The organism is Flavobacterium cupriresistens (assembly GCF_020911925.1).
Taxonomy (GTDB): domain Bacteria; phylum Bacteroidota; class Bacteroidia; order Flavobacteriales; family Flavobacteriaceae; genus Flavobacterium; species Flavobacterium cupriresistens.
In genome coordinates, this window is the sequence record NZ_CP087134.1 from 950,335 (window position 1) to 969,285 (window position 18,951).

Consider the following 18,951-nt stretch of genomic DNA (forward strand, 5'->3'; position numbering starts at 1 on the left):
TGGAAAATCAATATTTTGACAATGACCAAATCTTTAGAAGAAGTAAACCAATCGGTTCCCACCGAGAATAAAAAAACAGGATTCAGAAAAATATTAGCCTTCTTCGGTCCGGCATACTTAGTAAGTGTAGGTTACATGGACCCCGGAAACTGGGCTACCGATATTGCGGGAGGGAGTCAGTTTGGCTACACCCTGGTTTGGGTTTTGCTTATGAGTAATTTGATGGCTTTACTACTTCAAAGCCTAAGTGCCCGACTTGGAATTGTGACACAGCGCGATCTGGCGCAAGCTTCGAGAGAAACCTACTCTAAATACATCAATTACATTTTATACTTTCTGGCAGAAATTGCTATTGCAGCTTGTGATCTGGCAGAAGTTCTCGGAATGGCGATCGGAATTAATCTGTTATTTGGCATTCCGCTTCTCGAAGCGGTTTTAATTACCGTTTTAGATACCTTTTTACTGCTTTTCCTGATCAATAAAGGAATTCGCAAGATGGAAGCCTTCATTATTGCTTTGGTTGCCATTATCGGCTTCTCTTTTATTTTTGAAATGATTTTTGCAGAACCGGAAATGCATAAAGTGCTCGAAGGCCTCATTCCTTCTATACCAAATTCTGCTGCTTTGTATATCGCCATCGGAATTATTGGGGCAACTGTAATGCCTCACAATTTATACCTACACTCCTCTTTGGTGCAAACCAGAAAATTTGACCGAACACCGGCAGGTATCAAACAAGCTTTAAAATACAATTTCATCGATTCGACCATTGCTTTAAATCTGGCCTTTTTTGTAAATGCAGCCATTTTGATTCTTGCGGCGGCAACTTTTCATAAAAACGGTATGTTTGAAGTAGCCGAAATTCAGGATGCACATCAATTTCTGGAACCGCTGTTGGGAACCAAGTGGGCTCCCATTTTATTTGCTGTTGCATTGATTGCAGCAGGACAAAGTTCTACGGTTACCGGAACGCTGGCCGGACAGATTGTAATGGAAGGCTATCTCCATTTGCGTATTCAGCCTTGGGTTCGTCGTATCCTTACGCGTTTAATTGCCATTATTCCTGCCGTTATCGTTATTTTAATTTATGGTGAAAGCGTCACCGGAAAACTATTGATTCTAAGTCAGGTCATTTTAAGTTTGCAATTGGGTTTTGCGATTATCCCTCTGATTCATTTTGTGAGTGATAAATCAAAAATGAACGGTTTTCATATTTCCAGAACGACACAGGTAGTTTCGTGGATTATTGCGGCGATTATAGTTTCATTGAATGCAAAATTAGTATACGATGAAATTACTTCCTGGCTTGAAAACTCCAGCAATCCAATAGTGCTATGGCTTACCGTTGTTCCATTGGCTTTCGCATTCCTTGCTTTACTGCTTTATATCGTGGTTGGACCTTTTATCGCTAAGGTAAAAAACAAGATTGTGAACCACTCCCCTCATCATTTAAAATTACAGTTTTCGCCAAAAGAAAACCAAACGATTAAGAACATAGCCATTTCGGTCGATTTCTCAAATGCTGACGAGCCCGCATTAAACAAAGCCTTTGAATTGGGGGGCATTGACACGCAATATACCTTAATTCATATTGTAGAAACGGTTGGCGCTTTAATGTACGGCGTCGAAATACAAGATCATGAAACTACTATTGATGAAAAATTATTATTGGAATACAAAGAAATGCTTTCCAAAAAAGGATTTAAAATCAAAACCGAGCTTGGATTTGGAAAACCCAATACGATTATCGCAAAAATTATAAATGAAGGTGATTTTGATATTTTGGTAATGGGAACCCATGGACATACGGGTCTAAAGGATCTTCTTTTTGGCACAACAGTAGACAAACTGCGTCATAAAATTTCAATACCTTTGTTGATTGTTAAAAAATAGCGGCTAAGATTCTGAGTTACTAAGTGACTAAGATTTTAAATCTTTACACTCAGAACCTCAGCATCTCAGCCGCTTAGAACCTTAAAAAAGAATGACTTTCTCAGAAGAAAACTACTTAAAAGCGATATACCACCTTACTGCTTCTTTAGAAACAGAAGTGAGCACAAATGCTATTGCCGAAATGATGGAGACCAAAGCTTCATCGGTTACAGATATGCTTAAAAAGCTGTCCGAAAAGGATTTAGTAAATTATAAAAAATACCAAGGCGTTTCTTTGACGGAAAACGGCAAACTGGCTGCCAAGATGATCGTTAGAAAACATCGTTTGTGGGAAGTATTTCTAGTTGAAAAATTAAATTTCAGTTGGGATGAAGTCCACGATATTGCAGAACAGTTAGAACATATTAAATCCGAGCAACTGATCAACCGTCTGGATGATTTTCTTGGAAACCCAACAGAAGACCCGCACGGTGATCCTATTCCGGATGCTAACGGTCGTATCGTTAAAATTGAGAAACATCTGCTGTCAGAGTTAAACGAAGGTCAAATTGGCGTTTGTGTCGGCGTAAAAGACACCTCTTCGGAGTTTTTAAAATATCTGGACAAACAGGAAATTGCTTTGGGCTCTAAAATTGAACTCTTGTCGAAAGAGTCTTTTGATTTATCAGTAAAAATAAAGGTCGACGGTAGAGAATTATCGATTTCTAATAAAATTGCTTCTAATTTGTTTGTGAAACTGGTTTAGAAACAAAAAAAATCCCAAAACTTAAAGTTTTGGGATTTTTTTTAATCTTTCAAGCTGTAAAGTATCTTTTGAAAATCGCCCTTGAACTTGTCTTTATTTGCCGTTGAAGTCCATGAAAACACTTTATAAAAAGCTTTTTTAGTTTCAACAATTCCCACTAAATAATAAATATCCATCGCGGCATCTTTATCATAATAGCTAATATCGGCTTCCAGAAAATTGGTTTCATTGATCTTCTTTGAAACAGGAGTCGAAACCGTTTTTTTCTCTACATCACTAAGGAAATCCTTCATAAAGTCCTCATAAAAGTCATTTGCCGAAGCATAATTTAACTCTACAAGACTCAAATCTTCTTTCAAATCATAGATTACAAACCCATAGGTTTCTTTGACTTCGCTTTTGTATTCAATAGCCGATGATGTATTTATACCGGCCGTTTTATTCATATAGTCAGGCAAATTAACGGTAAAAGTATGTCCTGCTTTATATTCTTTCATTTTCGTTTGAGCAGAAACCGTTGCAGAAGCAAAAATCAATGCCAACATAAAAAGAGTAATTCTTTTCTTCATTTGGGGTAAACTTAAATTATAATTTTATGATTTATTCTAACGCACCATGCTGTTCAATAACACTTAAACAATCCCTTTCTCAATCATTTCAAGCATTACGGGCGAAGCATTTTTAAAAGTCGGCGGTTGCTCGATGATGCTACCGGCATTTTTCTTGTTGACTTTAAACGTCAGGTCATTGTCGGTTGTGAATAAAAGTGCCGTCAAAAATGGGTTTTTAATATACGAACCTAGCACCAATAAAGCCTCGTCTAAAGTATGGATACTTTCTATTTCTTCGGTTTTATAACGGGTTGTTAACGATATCGAATAGGTATTATCTTCATTCAGAACCAATCTGAAATAGATGTTTTTGATCTCGGTATCACCAATGGTTTTGGCTAAAGTTAATTTGGCAAAGGTGCCGCTTTGAATGCTTTCTTTCACGCGTTCGCTGAAAAGAGCAAATATTGGTTCGTAGGACATGATAATTATTATTTGTTTTTTTAACCGCGAGATTCGCAAAGCTTAGCGAACCTTGCGGTTAAATATTTTTATTACTTCCCTGTAAATTCAGGTTTTCTTTTCTCCAAAAAAGCGGTAGTTCCTTCTTTAAAATCCTGCGTTCCGAAACATTTTCCGAATGACTTTATTTCAGTTTCAAAACCATTTTTACCATCCACAAAATTCGCATTGATAGACTTGATGGCTTTACTGATTGCAAAAGGAGCATTTTTGATGATTTTTTGTGCAATTCCTTTAGTAAATTCTAAAAGTTCTGCCTGAGGGACTACATGGTTTACTAAACCGTATTGTTTAGCTTCTTCGGCAGTAAGCATTCCGGCTGTCATTATTAATTCCATCGCTCGTCCTTTACCAACAAGCTGCGGCAAACGTTGTGTTCCTCCATATCCCGGAATTAGTCCCAGACTTACTTCAGGTAATCCCATTTTAGCATTCTCTGAGGCTACTCTAAAATGACATGCCATCGCTAATTCCAATCCTCCGCCTAAAGCGAAACCATTGACAGCAGCGATAACCGGTTTTTTCAAATTCTCAATATGATCAAACAACGCTTCCTGTCCTTCGGCAGCCAATTGTGCGCCTTCAATAATCGTGTAATTTGCAAATTCTGAAATATCGGCTCCCGCCACAAATGCTTTTTCGCCGCTTCCGGTCAAAACAATAACTCTGACATCGTTATTTTTACCTAACAATTTTATAGCTTTATTCAGGTCACTAATCGTCGCTTTGTTTAACGCATTTAGTTTCGTTGGCCTGTTAATAGTAACGGTTGCAATATTTTCTTCAATAGAAATTAAAAGATTCTCGTAGTTCATGACGCTTATTTTAAGAGTTTATGATTGGTAAAGAAACTCTGAATGTAGTTCCTTTTCCATATGTTGATTCAAAGGTAATTGTTCCTTTGTAATTTTCGATTATGTTTTTTATAATTCCTAGTCCAAGACCCATTCCGCTAGTTTTGGTGGTGAACTTGGGTTCAAAAATTCTGCTGGTATCCTGTTTTTGAATTCCAACTCCATTATCTTTTACCGCTATTTCAACATTATTATTCCGACGTTTCACGGTAACTAAAATAGATTTCTGAGTTTGATTCTCCGGAATAGCTTGTGTGGCATTTTTAACCAGATTGGTAATCACACGGATCAATTGTGTACGATCCATTTTAGAGATAATTTCCTCTTCCTGACTTTCAAAGACGATATAATCTTCATTAAAAATATCCAATGCCAACTCCACAACCTCCACTACATTTAAGGTTTCGTTCTGTTGCGCCGGCATAGATGCAAAATTCGAAAATGCCGAAGCCACGGCCGTCATGGTATCAATTTGCTGAATCAGCGTTTCGGAGTAATCATTCAGCTTTTGTTTGACATCGGGAACTGTGGGATCGAACTTTCGTTGAAAACTCTGCACCGTCAGACGCATTGGCGTTAGCGGATTTTTAATCTCATGCGCCACCTGCTTTGCCATTTCCCTCCATGCTTCTTCCCGCTCACTCTGGGCAAGTTTTATAGCACTGGTCTCCAGTTTATCCACCATTCCATTATAGGCTTTGATCAGGAAGTTTACTTCTTTGCTATTCGCCTCCAAAACAATTTTCTCATTCTTCTGATCTAAATTGGTTTCTTCCAATCGGTCTGAAATGGTTTTCAATGATTTCGTAATATAGGTCGATAAAAAGTAGGCTAAGGCAAAAGCTACCAGAAGCATAAACGAGTACACCTGACTCAAACGAATCAAAAAGGTGTTTAATTCATTGTCATAATAGCCGTCATCTTCGAGGTAAGGGAGATTCAAAATCCCCAAGGGTTTGAATTTTTCGTCCTTAATTAAGCTATAGGAAGATCTGTTCTTGACTCCATCGATGGTTTTGATATCTACAAAACGCTTTTCGATAGAAGAGCGAACCAATTTAAGAATGTATTCCGGAATTGGCGGTGGTGCTTTATCCACAGCAAAAGACTCTTTGGACGATTTTAGCAATTTTCCGTCCAAACTGTAAATATTGATCTCAATTTTATGAATCTGAGCTAATTCGTGGATTTTATCTTTAAAAATTAAATCCAGATTCCCGGTTTTCAGCGGATAAGTTGTAGTCGACAACACATAATTGATGTGTTCTTTTACCGCATTTTCCTTGCGCTCTAAACGTTCCTGATGGTATTCTTTGGCTTCATTTTTAAACTGAATAATCGAAATAGACGCCAATAAAAAAGATGCCACAACAATCAATACAATCATCGACAGGAAAATCCTGGTACGCAAAGAAAGCATCGACATTTTGAAGTTGTTCAACATAGTTTTTTTTTGTTTCAGGTTCAAAGTTTCAGGTTTCAGGTTTCAGGTTCTTGAGAATAACAACTTGAAACTTTGAACCTGAAACAAAAACTCTATTTCTTCTCTCGAATTCTTTTATAAAATCTAAAACCTAACATGATTAAAATCGAGAATGCCATGATTCCGATTACACCGTAGATCCAGTTGATCGCGCTTTTTAGCACTACTAAAAAAACGACTGCGAATAATATAATCGTTGCCCCTTCATTCCACAAACGCATAAAATTATTGGTGTATTTCACCTCATCGTTTTGCAATTGCTTGAAAATCTGATGGCACTTGCCGTGATACAAATACAACAAAAACACGAAACACAATTTAACGTGCATCCACGGCATTTTGAGCCAGGCGTTTCCTAAATCTGTAAAAAACAGCATCCAAAAAGCAAAAATACTTGCCAAAACTGCAGACGGCCATGTGATAATATACCACAAACGGTAGGCCATAATTTTATATTGCGCCTGTAAAATTTCCTTTTCAGGAGAAGGCTTTTCGTTGGCTTCTATTTGATATACAAACAAACGTACAATATAAAACAATCCCGCAAACCAGGTAATTACAAAAATAAGATGTAAGGATTTTAGGTAATTATAATATTCCATTATTATTATTCAAAATTAGATTTTAGTATGCTTTCAAATTCTTGTTCAGTAGGAAGATATCTCGCAATGTCTTCGGGCAATTGACGGTAACTATATGTCGCTACACCCATTGGTTTATTAGCCATTTCTAATGCGTACTCAACAGTCAATTTACTCTTCGTTTTACAAAGTAATATTCCTATACTTTGATTGTCTTCAGGATATTTTATTGTTTTATCTAATAATTGTAAGTACCAATTAAGTTGTTGGCTATGTTCCGGTTTAAATTCTGAAGTTTTAAGTTCAATTGCAATCATTGATTTCAATTTTCTATGATAAAAAAGAATATCAACAAAATATTCCTTTTCATCCAATTCAAGTCTAAACTGCCTTCCCATAAAAGCAAAATCATTACCAAACTGTCCTAATGTTTTTGTGATATTATTTACAATTGCATTCTCCAATTCTCGTTCGCTATGTATATCTTCAAGATTTAAAAACGATAAATTGTATTCATCTTTAAATTCTAACCTATATTCAATTAATTTGCTCTCTGATACTCTTGTGGAAAAGTTATTCTGAAATTCATTTGTTTTTGTAAAACTATCAAATTTTATTTCTTCTTCTAAAACAGCTCTACTCCAACCTCTTTCTTGGCATTTTTGAAGATAAAAAGTTCTTTTTTCGGAATCCTTTACTTTAGAAAATATAACATTTGTATGTCCCCAAGGTATTTTGGACACAAGCTGTGACCAAATTGAATTATGCTCTATCTCCTCAAAAACAAGCCTCATTCTTCTCAAATTTCGGGAAGAAAACCCTTTAACTCCAACGTATTCTGATTGTAAATCTTTAGACAAATTATCGACTATACTTTCTCCCCACCCTGACTTTAATTTCTCAGAAAGCACTCTTCCAAAATCAAGATACATCGAAATCAACTCTGTATTAACAAGAGATAAACTTTGATATTGAGCAAGTTTAATTCTCTCTTTTAATAGAAGAAGTGTTTGATGATAATTTGTGGGCAAATTTTTCATTGTTAATTTTATTTAACCTGGGCCCAATCATTAATCCAGTTACTAACTGTCTCGCACCACTCGTCATCATCATTCAAACATGGAATGGCCAAAAACTCTTTCCCTCCGTTGGCTTCAAAGTCTTCTTTGGCACGCATTGCAATTTCTTCCAGTGTTTCTAAACAATCGGTAACAAAGGCAGGGGTTACAACTGCAATTTTATTAATTCCTCTTGAAGGCATTTTGTCGATTTCGACATCTGTATAAGGCTCAAGCCATTTATCACCGGCCAATCTGGACTGGAAAGTCACACAATATTTGTCTTTTGGAATTCCTAATCGCTCTATTACCAGACGTGTCGTTTCATAACAATGTGTTCTGTAGCAAAATTCCGCTTCGGGAGTTCCGACTTCGCAACACATTTCGTTAGTAACAAACTTTTTATGTGATTTTGTTTTATCTGTTTTACGAACGTGACGTTCCGGGATTCCGTGATAAGAAAAAACCAACTGATCGTAATCAAACCCTTTTAGATTTTTCTCAATAGAATCGGCAACGTTTTTAATGTAATCCGGTTTGTTGTAAAACGCAGGAACATCCGTAAACTTCATGTTTGGAAATTTCTTCTTACGAATCTCTTCTGCTAACACTAAAATGGTCAAAGTCGAAGCCATCGCATATTGCGGGTACAGCGGAAAAAGCAATACCTCAGTAACTCCTTTGTCGTGCAATTCCTGAAGTCCTTTTTCGATTGTCATCGATCCGTAACGCATCGCTAGTGCAACCGGGACAGCCGTTAAAGGTTGTACTTTTTTCTTCATTCTCTCGGAAAGCACTACTAATGGTGAGCCTCCATCCCACCAAATTTTTGCATAGGCATGTGCCGATTCTTCCGGTCTTTTTCTTAGAATAATACCTCTAACCAAAAAGGCTCTCAATAAATACGGAACATCAATCACGTATTTATCCATTAAAAATTCATCTAAATAAGGTTTTACGTCTTTTGCAGTTGGACTGTCCGGAGATCCTAAGTTTACTAATAATACGCCTTTCATTATCTTTTTTATTGCTTTAGGCTTTAAGCCCTAGGCTTTAAGCTTTTGTTTAATTAAATTTTCTTCAAAAGTAGCTCTTACAACTTTTTAGAAATATGATAAATGTTATTTTTTATTTATTGTTGAATATCAAAAAACAATCTCTTAGATTCTTTTATGCCGTTTCAGCAGATTGTACATTCGTGTAAATCCGTGCAATTAGTGGCAAAAAACCTAAACATTTGTATTAATCGACATCAAATATTTTTTTGGAGTTGTGGCAAACTTTTTCTTGAACGCCGCAATAAAGTGACTTCCTGTACTGTAACCAATTTTCAATCCAACTTCGTTTACATTATAAGAACCGCTGTCAAGTAGTTTTCTGGCGAAATCCATTTTGTAATCAAACAGAAAACCATAAACGGTATCGCCGTAAATTTGTTTGAAACCCATCTTTAGTTTCTTCAAATTCAATCCAATTTCATCCGCCAGTTCTTGTAAACCTGGTGGTTCGGCCATATTGGCTATAATGATTTCTTTGGCTTTCCTGATTTTCAAAACATTGTCTTCATCAATCAAAAACGGACATTGCTCTGCATTTGGGTCTTCGGTTCTGTTAAAATACAGACTCAACAATTCGTATCCTTTTCCTTTATAATACAGATTTTTAATAGACGGATGCAGATTATAATGAAACAACTGACTCAATACAATCGCCATAGACGGACTAATATTTCCCTCGTTATAATACTTTTTATCCTTATTATCAGGACTTAAAAAAGTAATATAATCAGCTTCGGCAGAAAATAACGCATGAAATTTCTTTATTGAAACAATTACAGAAATCACCCATGAATTTGGAGCAAGTTCTAAATGAAGTGGTAATTCTTTCTGCGGATTGTATAAAAGCAGCGATTTTTCTTCCTTCAATTCCAAAGCATAATTACCCTGATTGAATAAAAATTTAGCGTTCCCTTTTATACCGAAGTGAAACTGTATCAGACCACTACCAACTTCATGCTGTGCAAAAAATGGCTCCGGACTGTCATTCTGAAAACGGATTAGCGTAAAATCGTCTTCAATTTTTATAATTTCCTGAGAACTCATAGCGATATTTTTTTGAAGGATAAATTGCTTAAAAAACAAAATCTTATTTAGAATGACTCTAAACAAATCAATTCTAACAACTTGATTTTGCTACAAAAATAATCCTTTTTGCATAAAAACAGCTGTTTAGAATCAAAAAAACATATAGCGACACAAAAAGTACTTTGAGCGTTACTTTTATAAAAGCTATAATGATAATTTTGTTGCACTTTTATGAAAGTGGATTTATGGAAAACAACAACGCACCAAAACATCTTTATTTTTACTCAGTTGGTCTGAGTTACAAAAAAGCCGATGCAGAGGTCAGAGGTAAATTTAGTTTGGACGCAATTGCCAAAACGCGTCTATTAGAACAAGCCAAAAACGAAGGGATCGAAAGCTTAATCGTAACTTCGACCTGCAACAGAACTGAAATTTATGGTTTTGCAGAACACCCGTTTCAATTGATAAAGCTAATCTGCGATAACAGCAATGGTTCTGTTGATGCCTTTCAAAAGGTGGGTTTTGTTTATAAAAATCAGGAAGCGATTAATCATATGTTTCGCGTAGGAACAGGATTAGACAGTCAGATTTTGGGTGACTTCGAAATTATCTCTCAAATAAAAACCAGCTTTTCGCATTCAAAATCAATGAATTTGGCCAATGCTTTTTTAGAAAGATTGGTAAATGCAGTCATTCAGGCGAGTAAGAAAATCAAAAACGAAACGGAAATCAGTTCAGGTGCTACTTCGGTTTCTTTTGCATCTGTACAATACATTCTTAAAAATGTTGCCGACATCAGTAATAAAAACATCTTGTTGTTCGGAACCGGAAAAATCGGAAGAAATACTTGCGAAAATCTCGTAAAACATACCAAAAACGAACATATCACTTTAATTAACAGAACAAAAGACAAAGCCGAGAAATTGGCCGGAAAACTAAATCTGATTGTTAAAGACTACTCAGAATTACACCTTGAACTTCAAAAAGCCGATGTTGTTGTTGTGGCAACAGGAGCTCAGAACCCAACGGTTGACAAAGCGATTCTAAATCTTAAAAAACCATTATTAATTCTGGATCTTTCTATTCCGAAAAATGTAGATGAAAATGTAGAGGATTTAGAAGGTGTTACTTTAATCCACATGGATTATTTGTCTCAGCTGACAGACGAAACTTTAGAAAACCGTAAACTGCACATTCCTGCAGCAGAAGCGATTATCGAAGAGGTAAAGGAAGAATTTATAACCTGGACTAAAGGAAGAAAATTTGCTCCTACCATTAATGCTTTAAAAGAAAAACTGAATGCCATAAAAAATTCAGAACTGGATTTTCAAAGCAGAAAAATAACTGATTTTAATGAAGAACAAGCTGAAATCATCAGTGCAAGAATCATTCAGAAAATCACCACTCATTTTGCCAATCACTTAAAAGACGACAACACCATGGTCGATGAAAGCATCGAATGGATCGAGAAAGTCTTCAAAATAAAGGCTTCATAAAGCTTGAGAAAATATTTAAACCATATAAGTTATATAAGTTCATTTTAAAAAAAGCCGCTACTATCATCTTGCGGAAAGCTTAAATGAGCTCATATAACTTAAATGGTAAAAAAAATAAGTCATGCAAATTCAAATAAAAAGCCGCTAACACTATGTTGCGCAAAACTTAAATGAGCTTACATAACTTATATGGTTTAAAAAAATAAGTTATACAAATTCAAATAAAAAACCGCTAACACTATGTTGCGCAAAACTTAAATGAGCTTATAGAACTTATACGGTTAAAAAAATAAGTTATGCAAATTCAAATAAAAAGCCGCTAACACTATGTCACGCGAAACTTAAATGAGCTTACATAACTTATATGGTTTAAAAAAACAATAATGAACAAAAAAGTAATAAGAATTGGAACGCGCGATAGCGAATTAGCACTTTGGCAAGCACATACCGTCGAAAAACAACTTAACGATTTAGGTTATGAAACCTCAATTGTAGCGGTAAAATCTACCGGTGATATTATTCTCGACAAACCTCTTTACGAACTTGGAATTACAGGAATTTTCACCAAAACCTTAGACATTGCTATGATTAATGGTGATGTTGATATTGCGGTACATTCGATGAAAGACGTTCCGACCGCTTTGCCAAAAGGAATCGTTCAGGCGGCAGTTCTGGAAAGAGCCAATGTGCTGGATATTTTAGTTCATAAAGGAAATCCTGATTTTACTACACCAAGTACCATCGCCACCGGAAGTCTTAGACGTCAGGCGCAATGGTTCAATAAATATCCTAATCATACTGTGGTTGACTTACGTGGAAACGTAAACACCCGCATGCAAAAATTACAAGACAATAACTGGGATGGAGCTGTTTTTGCCGCTGCAGGTTTGGAGCGCATCAACCTAAAACCGCAAAACTGTATCGATTTAGATTGGATGATTCCTGCGCCGGCTCAAGGAGCAATGCTTGTCGTGGCAATGGAAAATGACAATTATACTCTGGATGCATTATCCCAATTAAATCATATTGAAACTGAAATTTGTACCTATATCGAGCGTCAGTTTTTAAGAACCTTAGAAGGTGGTTGTACTGCGCCAATTGGAGCTTTGGTCACGTATAATGAAGATGAAGACACCCTTCACTTTCAAGGTGTTCTACTTTCTATTGATGGAAAACAAAAACTGGAAATCAACAAAACTGTTGGAATTGAAGAATGGAAAAAACTAGGATTCTTTGCCGCTCAGGAAATCCTGAACAATGGCGGAACCGAATTGATGCAAACAATTAAAGAATCTCTGAAAAAATAATGACAAAATCAATTCAAATACTGTCGACTAAAACGCTTTCGAACATTCAAAAGCAAGAACTGCAAAAAGCCGGTCTTGAACTTATCGAAGCCGATTTTATACAAACCGCAAACAAACCTTTTGAGATTAAAGACCTTAACGACAATTTGATTTTCACCAGTCAAAATGCTGTTCACAGTATTTTAGCAGATCCAAATTGTGAAAAATTAAAGTCTAAAAATGTTTTTTGCGTTGGGTTAAAAACTAAGATTCTTTTATCCGATAGCGGATTCAACGTTGTCGCTTACACTGGTTATGCCTCGGACTTGGCTGAGATCATCACCTTGATCTATTCTCAGGAAAGCTATACTTTTTTCAGCGGAAATCTTCGTAGAGAAACGTTGCCTAAAGCTTTAAAAGATGCCAATGTAAAGCTAAATGAGATTCAGGTTTATGAAACTTCATTAACTCCACAGAAGATAAAAACCACGGCAGATGCTATTTTGTTTTTTAGTCCTTCGGGCGTTGATAGTTATTTAAAAGAGAACACAATCAAGAAAGAGACTTGTTTCTGTATCGGAGAAACTACAGCTCAAGCATTAGAGAAAATTACAAAAAACATCATAATCGCCGATCAGCCTACTATTGAGGATGTGATTGAAGATGTGATCAACGAATATAAATAATTATAACACAACACCTAACCGATTTTAAAAACCTGTTAGGTGTAAAAATAAAAAACATGTTAAAAAACGATCTATTTTTAAGAGCATTAAAAGGAGAAACTGTTCAACGTCCACCCGTATGGATGATGCGTCAGGCAGGAAGATATTTACCGGAATTTAGAGCTTTACGTGATAAATACGATTTCTTTACCCGTTGTGAAACTCCGGAATTGGCTGCAGAGATAACGGTTCAGCCTATTCGCAGAATTGCTCCCGATGCTGCTATTTTGTTTTCGGATATTTTGGTGGTACCTCGCGCTATGGGAATTCACGTTGAATTGAAAGATAACCTGGGCCCAATTATTCCGGATCCAATTCGCACAATGGAGCAAGTAAATCAGGTTTTTGTTCCGGATGTGAATGAAACTTTAGGGTATGTTTTTGATGCCATTAAATTGACTAAAGAAATGTTGAACGACGAAGTGCCTTTAATTGGTTTCGCCGGTTCACCTTGGACAATTTTCTGTTATGCTGTTGAAGGAAAAGGTTCTAAAAGTTTTGATACTGCGAAAGGATTCTGTTTTTCGAACCCGGTTGCAGCACATACTTTATTGCAAAAAATTACAGACACTACCATTTTATACTTAAAAGAAAAAGTAAAAGCAGGTGTTAATGCCGTTCAGATTTTTGATTCTTGGGGAGGAATGCTTTCTCCGGTTGATTATCAGGAATTCTCATGGAAATACATCAACCAAATTATTGATGCTTTGGCAGAGGTTACTCCGGTTATTGTTTTCGGAAAAGGATGTTGGTTTGCTTTAGGTGAAATGGGTAAAAGTAAAGCCTCGGCTTTGGGTGTAGATTGGACTTGTTCTGCAAGAAATGCACGTTACTTGTCTGGTGGAAACATCACACTTCAAGGAAATTTTGACCCGTCAAGATTATTTTCTCCAATTCCAACCATCAAGAAAATGGTTCACGAAATGATCGACGAATTCGGAAAAGATAAATACATCGTAAATTTAGGTCACGGAATTTTACCAAATATCCCTGTAGATCACGCCAAGGCATTTATTGACGCGGTGAAGGAATACGGGAATTAGTTTGCAGTTTTAAGTCTCAGTCTCAGTTTTCAGTTATCTCTTAACAAACTGAAAACTGAGACCGAGACTGAGACTGGGACTGAGACCGGGACTGAAAACGCTATAAATCATGCTTAACAAAGGTTTACGAGACGAGGAAAAAATTAGAATCGATAATGTTTTAAAAACGTTGCGAACTATTGTTTTTGTACCTCAACCATTAAGCAACTCAGATAAAATTGACCTCGATAATCAATTAAAAGAATTCGGTTTAAAGATCGAAACATTGGTTGATTATTCAAATGAAGATTTGATCACCTTATTGCTCCGACTTCATTTTGACTGGGATCATCTCGAACAATTTGCTGATTTTCTAATGCATTTTTCCAAAGCCGAAGGTTACACTTTTCACGAAAAAGCTTTGGCTGTTTATCAATACATCCAGCAGGAAAGCAAGGTCTTTTCTTTTGGAATTAATACTAAAATCACTGCTGCTAAAAACAAATAGAGATGAGTAATACCGATTGGAAAACTGACCGAATTAAAAACATTCTTCCCCAAGAGTTCTACCAACTTATTGACAAGAATAAAAGTCATATTGCACAAACCTTTCCGCTAACACTGGCCAACTCTGACACGCTAAAGAAAACAGAGGGCTTCCTGACTGTCAATCTTGAGAAAGAGAAAAACAAAGAAGGTTATTTCTTTTTCGCAAGAGCAATCGAAACCAATGCTTTAATTGGTTATCTGTGTGTAAAGTCTATAGATTATCGCAACTCTAAATGCGAACTCGGTTATTTCATTGACGAAGATTTTCAGGGAAAAGGAATAATATCAAAAATGGCGTCTGATGCGCTTGATTTTTGTTTCAATGAATTATTGATGAATAAAGTTTTCATCTGTACTTCAGAAATTAATTTCGCAAGTCAGCAGATTGCATTAAAAAACAACTTCAAACAAGAAGGAATTTTACGCGACGAATTTAGAAACGGTGCTGGCGAATTGCAGAACACCGTTTATTTCGGCTTGCTTAAATCAGAATACGAAAACAATGAAAGATAAATTTTACGCCTACATACAAAAACTACAAGATCAGATTTGCGCCCGATTAGAAGCCGTTGATGGAACTGCAAAATTCCGTGAAGATCTTTGGAAACGTCCGGAAGGTGGTGGCGGAAGAACCCGCGTGATCGAAAATGGAGCTGTTTTTGAAAAAGGTGGTGTCAACATTTCAGCCGTTCACGGAAAATTACCGGAAGCCATGCAAAAGATGTTTGGTGTTGGCGAAGCAGATTTTTTTGCCTGCGGACTAAGTTTGGTTTTACACCCAAAAAACCCAATGGTTCCTACAGTTCATGCCAACTGGCGTTACTTCGAAATGTATGATACTTCATCTTCGCTCAGTACAGAACCAAGAAAAGTAATCGAGCAATGGTTTGGTGGTGGTCAGGATTTAACGCCCTATTATTTGTTCGAAGACGATGCAAAACACTTTCACCAAACCTGTAAAACAGCCTGTGACAAACACAATCCGGAGTTTTATCCAAAATATAAAAAGCAATGTGATACTTACTTCTGGAATGCACACCGAAATGAGGCTCGCGGACTAGGCGGTTTGTTCTTTGATTATTGCAAAGCAAATGAACAGATGTCAATGGAAAACTGGTTCAATTTTGTCAGTGAAGTGGGAAATAGTTTCCTTGAAGCTTACGTTCCGATTGCAGAAAGAAGAAAAAATCTTCCATACACACCTGAACAAAGAAACTGGCAGGAAATCCGTCGTGGCCGTTATGTTGAATTTAATTTAGTTCATGACAAAGGCACTTTATTCGGTTTAAAAACCAACGGAAGAATCGAAAGTATACTGATGAGTTTACCTCCTCATGTGCAGTGGGTTTACGATCATCATCCGGAAACGGGAAGTGAGGAAGAGAAATTATTAAATGTTCTTGAAAATCCGATTGATTGGATTTAAAATATAAAACTAAACAACAACACGATTTTAAGAAAGCAGATCCATGACTTATGATTTCAAGAAGTCAAAATCTAAAATCTAAAATCCAAAAATCTAAAATTATATGTTCCCATTACACAGAGGCAGAAGATTAAGAGTAAATGAATCCATTCGTTCTTTAGTCCGCGAAACCACTTTGAGTCCATCAGACTTTATGTTTCCTATGTTTATTGCTGAAGGCGAAAATGTAAAAGTAGAAATTCCTTCTATGCCGGGAATTTATCGCAGATCAATTGATTTAACCGTTGAAGAAGTCAAAGAAGTTTATGCTTTGGGGATTCGCGCCGTTAACATTTATGTAAAAGTCAGCGAAAACTTAAAAGACAATACTGGTAAAGAAGCCTGGAACAAAGACGGATTGATGCAACAGGCCATTCGTGCCATCAAAGCAGCTTGTCCTGAAATGATTGTTATGCCGGATGTAGCTTTAGATCCTTATTCTATCTACGGTCATGACGGAATTATAACCAATGGCGATGTAGAAAATGACAGCACCGTTGAAGCTTTGGTCAAAATGGCCGTTTCTCACGCTCAGGCCGGAGCCGATTTTGTCGCCCCGAGTGATATGATGGACGGACGTGTTTTGCGCTTAAGAGAAGGCTTAGATGCAGCCGGTTTTCATAATGTGGGTATCATGAGTTATTCGGCTAAATATGCTTCTGCTTTTTACGGTCCATTTCGCGATGCATTAGATTCTGCACCAAGAGAAGCTGATGTGGTAGTTCCAAAAGATAAAAAGACCTATCAAATGGATTATGCCAACCGTATTGAGGCTATCAAAGAAGCTTTATGGGATGTAGAAGAAGGAGCTGATATGGTTATGGTAAAACCGGGAATTGCCTATTTGGATATTGTTCGTGAAATAAAAAACGCTGTGAACGTTCCTGTTACCGTGTACCATGTTTCGGGAGAATATGCCATGATTAAAGCAGCCGCAGAAAGAGGTTGGTTAGACCATGATAAAATCATGATGGAACAGTTAATGTGTATCAAACGCGCGGGAGCCAGTTTAATTTCGACTTATTTTGCTAAAGAAGCCTCCATACTTTTAAATAAATAAAGATGAAAAAAACGATCTGTATTCTAGTACTGTTTATATCGGCCGTTGTTTCTGCTCAACAAGAAATCACAACAACCTTTATAGAAAAGTGGGACAATTCTAAAACCTATCTTTATGACATCGCGAAAGCAATGCCTGAGAGTCAATATGATTTTAAGGCTACTGCAAGAGAAATGAGTTTTAAAGAGCAAGTATTTCATATTTTAGAAAATATGGATTGGTTGAGTACTACTTATTTTTCGACAGCTAAATACCAAAAGAAAGATCGTTCAAAAATCACATCAAAAGAAGCTATTTTAAAAGAAATTGAAAGCGCTTTTGATAAAGCAAAAAACACCATAAAAGAGGACAAAAATCCAAATTTAAATGAGAAAGTAGATTTTTTTGCCGGGCCGAAAACAAGGCTCCAAATTCTAAATTTAATGCAGGATCATGTCACACATCATCGCGGACAACTAATTGTCTATTTAAATTTAAATCAAATCGAACCCCCTAAATATGTTGGTTGGTAAAATTAATTAATCATGAAAAAAATACTATTTCTATCTGCCGTTTTAGCTTTGGCTTCCTGTAAAAAAGAAACTGCAGAAAACCCTGTTCCGGAAACAACAGAAGCGTATTCAGAAGGAGAAACGGCAAAAGCAGCAACTCCGGAAGCTTTAGGACAACAAATTTTTGAAGGAAGAGGAAACTGTACTTCCTGTCATCAGGTAGATCAAAAAGTGATTGGTCCAAGTATTAAGGAAATTGCAAAAATCTACAAAGACAAAAATGGGGACATTGTTACTTTCTTGAAAGGAAATGCGGAACCAATCGTAGATCCTAGTCAGTTTACCGTTATGAAAACTAATTTTCCGGTAACTCAGGCCATGTCTGATGAAGAACTGAAAGCAATAGAAACGTATATTTACAGTAAACTAAAGTAATTCAGAAATACATAAAAAAGTAAAACGGCGCTAATTCAGCGCCGTTTTTTTATACTGTTCTTTCAAAACTATTCCTTAAACCGCAACAAAAAACGAACCCTTGACATACGGTTGTCACAGCACTATTTTAGTTTTGTATCATATTAAACTAAAAATTAAAAAACATGTACACTCAAAAATTCAATGTAATTGGTATTTCCATGCGAACGACTAATGAAAACGGTCAATCCGGTAAGGACATTCCGGCACTTTGGAACAAATTTTTCTCTGAGGCTGTCGGTGAAAAAATTCCAAACAAGATATCGCAGGACATCATCTGTATGTACACCGATTATGAAAAAGACCACACCAAACCTTATACCACCATTATAGGTTGCGTGGTAAACAATTTAGAGGTTATTCCTGAAGGAATGATCGCAAAAACAATCGAAGGAATTCAATATCAAACGTTCACCGCAAAAGGAAATTTAGCAGAAGGAGCCGTCTATAACGAATGGATGAAAATCTGGGACTCCAATCTGAACCGCACTTTTACCACCGATTTTGAAGTTTATGGGGAGAAAGCCCAAAATCGCGAGGATGCAGAAGTTCCTATTTATATCGCTATCCAGTAATAAAGAAACCCGGTAGTATATTTTCTCTTACGCAGAT

The 18,951-nt window shown here is 36.4% G+C and carries 21 protein-coding genes; 13 read left to right on the forward strand and 8 right to left on the reverse strand.

The genetic code is table 11. From position 1 onward, the window contains the following. Window positions 1–21: 21 nt before the first annotated feature. A complete protein-coding gene (locus tag LNP23_RS04275) occupies window positions 22–1,893 on the forward strand; it encodes an Nramp family divalent metal transporter (RefSeq protein WP_230003962.1) in 1,872 nt (623 codons plus the stop codon). Between the two features lie 91 nt (window positions 1,894–1,984). Then, complete coding sequence (locus LNP23_RS04280) at window positions 1,985–2,638, forward strand: metal-dependent transcriptional regulator (protein ID WP_047776909.1); 654 nt, start codon at window positions 1,985–1,987, stop codon at window positions 2,636–2,638. Window positions 2,639–2,679: 41 nt separating this feature from the next. Here the strand turns inward: LNP23_RS04280 and LNP23_RS04285 are convergent, their stop codons facing one another. From LNP23_RS04285 to LNP23_RS04320, 8 genes are all read right to left on the reverse strand, one after another. Beyond that, a complete protein-coding gene (locus LNP23_RS04285) occupies window positions 2,680–3,207 on the reverse strand; it encodes a hypothetical protein (RefSeq protein ID WP_230003964.1) in 528 nt (175 codons plus the stop codon). A gap of 63 nt (window positions 3,208–3,270) precedes the next feature. Further along, a complete protein-coding gene (locus tag LNP23_RS04290; RefSeq protein WP_047776905.1) occupies window positions 3,271–3,672 on the reverse strand; it encodes a hypothetical protein in 402 nt (133 codons plus the stop codon). 71 nt (window positions 3,673–3,743) lie between these two features. Next, complete coding sequence (locus tag LNP23_RS04295; protein WP_230003965.1) at window positions 3,744–4,526, reverse strand: enoyl-CoA hydratase/isomerase family protein; 783 nt, start codon at window positions 4,524–4,526, stop codon at window positions 3,744–3,746. Between the two features lie 10 nt (window positions 4,527–4,536). Further along, a complete protein-coding gene (locus tag LNP23_RS04300; protein WP_230005134.1) occupies window positions 4,537–5,952 on the reverse strand; it encodes an ATP-binding protein in 1,416 nt (471 codons plus the stop codon). 149 nt (window positions 5,953–6,101) lie between these two features. Then, window positions 6,102–6,650, reverse strand: a complete 549-nt coding sequence (locus LNP23_RS04305; protein ID WP_047776901.1) for a CopD family protein — start codon at window positions 6,648–6,650, stop codon at window positions 6,102–6,104. A 5-nt stretch (window positions 6,651–6,655) separates the two neighbouring features. After that, window positions 6,656–7,669, reverse strand: coding sequence for a PDDEXK nuclease domain-containing protein (locus LNP23_RS04310; protein ID WP_230003967.1), 1,014 nt, complete (start codon window positions 7,667–7,669; stop codon window positions 6,656–6,658). A gap of 8 nt (window positions 7,670–7,677) precedes the next feature. Then, window positions 7,678–8,703: a ferrochelatase gene (gene hemH / locus LNP23_RS04315; RefSeq protein ID WP_230003969.1), complete on the reverse strand. Its 1,026-nt coding sequence runs from the start codon at window positions 8,701–8,703 to the stop codon at window positions 7,678–7,680. A gap of 213 nt (window positions 8,704–8,916) precedes the next feature. Continuing rightward, a complete protein-coding gene (locus LNP23_RS04320; protein ID WP_047776898.1) occupies window positions 8,917–9,789 on the reverse strand; it encodes an AraC family transcriptional regulator in 873 nt (290 codons plus the stop codon). Window positions 9,790–10,016: 227 nt separating this feature from the next. Here LNP23_RS04320 and hemA point away from each other — a divergent pair, with 227 nt between their 5' ends. The 11 genes from hemA to LNP23_RS04375 all read left to right on the forward strand — a co-directional run bounded on the left by hemA (window position 10,017) and on the right by LNP23_RS04375 (window position 18,914). After that, window positions 10,017–11,267 carry a glutamyl-tRNA reductase gene (gene hemA / locus LNP23_RS04325; RefSeq protein ID WP_047777096.1) on the forward strand — a complete coding sequence of 417 codons (1,251 nt, stop codon included), beginning with the start codon at window positions 10,017–10,019 and terminating at the stop codon, window positions 11,265–11,267. Window positions 11,268–11,650: 383 nt separating this feature from the next. After that, entirely contained in the window at window positions 11,651–12,574 is a 924-nt protein-coding gene (gene hemC / locus LNP23_RS04330) for a hydroxymethylbilane synthase (protein WP_047776896.1), read from the forward strand. Then, complete coding sequence (locus tag LNP23_RS04335; protein WP_230003971.1) at window positions 12,574–13,239, forward strand: uroporphyrinogen-III synthase; 666 nt, start codon at window positions 12,574–12,576, stop codon at window positions 13,237–13,239. The genes hemC and LNP23_RS04335 overlap by 1 nt, the downstream gene beginning before the upstream one ends. Before the next feature lie 56 nt (window positions 13,240–13,295). Next, window positions 13,296–14,321: a uroporphyrinogen decarboxylase gene (gene hemE / locus LNP23_RS04340; protein ID WP_047776893.1), complete on the forward strand. Its 1,026-nt coding sequence runs from the start codon at window positions 13,296–13,298 to the stop codon at window positions 14,319–14,321. Window positions 14,322–14,430: 109 nt separating this feature from the next. After that, window positions 14,431–14,808 (forward strand): hypothetical protein, encoded by a 378-nt coding sequence (locus LNP23_RS04345; RefSeq protein WP_230003973.1) that lies wholly within the window; start codon window positions 14,431–14,433, stop codon window positions 14,806–14,808. A 2-nt stretch (window positions 14,809–14,810) separates the two neighbouring features. Next, on the forward strand, window positions 14,811–15,362 hold the full coding sequence (locus tag LNP23_RS04350) for a GNAT family N-acetyltransferase (RefSeq protein ID WP_230003975.1): 552 nt from the start codon (window positions 14,811–14,813) through the stop codon (window positions 15,360–15,362). Next, window positions 15,352–16,275: an oxygen-dependent coproporphyrinogen oxidase gene (gene hemF, locus LNP23_RS04355; protein ID WP_230003977.1), complete on the forward strand. Its 924-nt coding sequence runs from the start codon at window positions 15,352–15,354 to the stop codon at window positions 16,273–16,275. Before LNP23_RS04350 ends, hemF begins: the two co-directional genes overlap by 11 nt. A 103-nt stretch (window positions 16,276–16,378) precedes the next feature. Continuing rightward, complete coding sequence (gene hemB / locus LNP23_RS04360; protein WP_230003979.1) at window positions 16,379–17,374, forward strand: porphobilinogen synthase; 996 nt, start codon at window positions 16,379–16,381, stop codon at window positions 17,372–17,374. A 2-nt stretch (window positions 17,375–17,376) separates the two neighbouring features. Next, window positions 17,377–17,886 (forward strand): DinB family protein, encoded by a 510-nt coding sequence (locus LNP23_RS04365; protein WP_230003981.1) that lies wholly within the window; start codon window positions 17,377–17,379, stop codon window positions 17,884–17,886. 12 nt (window positions 17,887–17,898) lie between these two features. Continuing rightward, window positions 17,899–18,300 (forward strand): c-type cytochrome, encoded by a 402-nt coding sequence (locus LNP23_RS04370; protein WP_230003983.1) that lies wholly within the window; start codon window positions 17,899–17,901, stop codon window positions 18,298–18,300. A gap of 164 nt (window positions 18,301–18,464) precedes the next feature. Next, complete coding sequence (locus LNP23_RS04375) at window positions 18,465–18,914, forward strand: GyrI-like domain-containing protein (RefSeq protein ID WP_230003985.1); 450 nt, start codon at window positions 18,465–18,467, stop codon at window positions 18,912–18,914. The last annotated feature ends 37 nt before the right edge of the window (window positions 18,915–18,951 follow it).

Coding starts and splice junctions, on each gene's coding strand:
- LNP23_RS04275 (WP_230003962.1), top strand. CDS start 22: ATGACCAAATCTTTAGAAGAAGTAAACCAATCGGTTCCCACCGAGAAT.
- LNP23_RS04280 (WP_047776909.1), top strand. CDS start 1,985: ATGACTTTCTCAGAAGAAAACTACTTAAAAGCGATATACCACCTTACT.
- LNP23_RS04285 (WP_230003964.1), bottom strand. CDS start 3,207: ATGAAGAAAAGAATTACTCTTTTTATGTTGGCATTGATTTTTGCTTCT.
- LNP23_RS04290 (WP_047776905.1), bottom strand. CDS start 3,672: ATGTCCTACGAACCAATATTTGCTCTTTTCAGCGAACGCGTGAAAGAA.
- LNP23_RS04295 (WP_230003965.1), bottom strand. CDS start 4,526: ATGAACTACGAGAATCTTTTAATTTCTATTGAAGAAAATATTGCAACC.
- LNP23_RS04300 (WP_230005134.1), bottom strand. CDS start 5,952: ATGATTGTATTGATTGTTGTGGCATCTTTTTTATTGGCGTCTATTTCG.
- LNP23_RS04305 (WP_047776901.1), bottom strand. CDS start 6,650: ATGGAATATTATAATTACCTAAAATCCTTACATCTTATTTTTGTAATT.
- LNP23_RS04310 (WP_230003967.1), bottom strand. CDS start 7,669: ATGAAAAATTTGCCCACAAATTATCATCAAACACTTCTTCTATTAAAA.
- hemH (WP_230003969.1), bottom strand. CDS start 8,703: ATGAAAGGCGTATTATTAGTAAACTTAGGATCTCCGGACAGTCCAACT.
- LNP23_RS04320 (WP_047776898.1), bottom strand. CDS start 9,789: ATGAGTTCTCAGGAAATTATAAAAATTGAAGACGATTTTACGCTAATC.
- hemA (WP_047777096.1), top strand. CDS start 10,017: ATGGAAAACAACAACGCACCAAAACATCTTTATTTTTACTCAGTTGGT.
- hemC (WP_047776896.1), top strand. CDS start 11,651: ATGAACAAAAAAGTAATAAGAATTGGAACGCGCGATAGCGAATTAGCA.
- LNP23_RS04335 (WP_230003971.1), top strand. CDS start 12,574: ATGACAAAATCAATTCAAATACTGTCGACTAAAACGCTTTCGAACATT.
- hemE (WP_047776893.1), top strand. CDS start 13,296: ATGTTAAAAAACGATCTATTTTTAAGAGCATTAAAAGGAGAAACTGTT.
- LNP23_RS04345 (WP_230003973.1), top strand. CDS start 14,431: ATGCTTAACAAAGGTTTACGAGACGAGGAAAAAATTAGAATCGATAAT.
- LNP23_RS04350 (WP_230003975.1), top strand. CDS start 14,811: ATGAGTAATACCGATTGGAAAACTGACCGAATTAAAAACATTCTTCCC.
- hemF (WP_230003977.1), top strand. CDS start 15,352: ATGAAAGATAAATTTTACGCCTACATACAAAAACTACAAGATCAGATT.
- hemB (WP_230003979.1), top strand. CDS start 16,379: ATGTTCCCATTACACAGAGGCAGAAGATTAAGAGTAAATGAATCCATT.
- LNP23_RS04365 (WP_230003981.1), top strand. CDS start 17,377: ATGAAAAAAACGATCTGTATTCTAGTACTGTTTATATCGGCCGTTGTT.
- LNP23_RS04370 (WP_230003983.1), top strand. CDS start 17,899: ATGAAAAAAATACTATTTCTATCTGCCGTTTTAGCTTTGGCTTCCTGT.
- LNP23_RS04375 (WP_230003985.1), top strand. CDS start 18,465: ATGTACACTCAAAAATTCAATGTAATTGGTATTTCCATGCGAACGACT.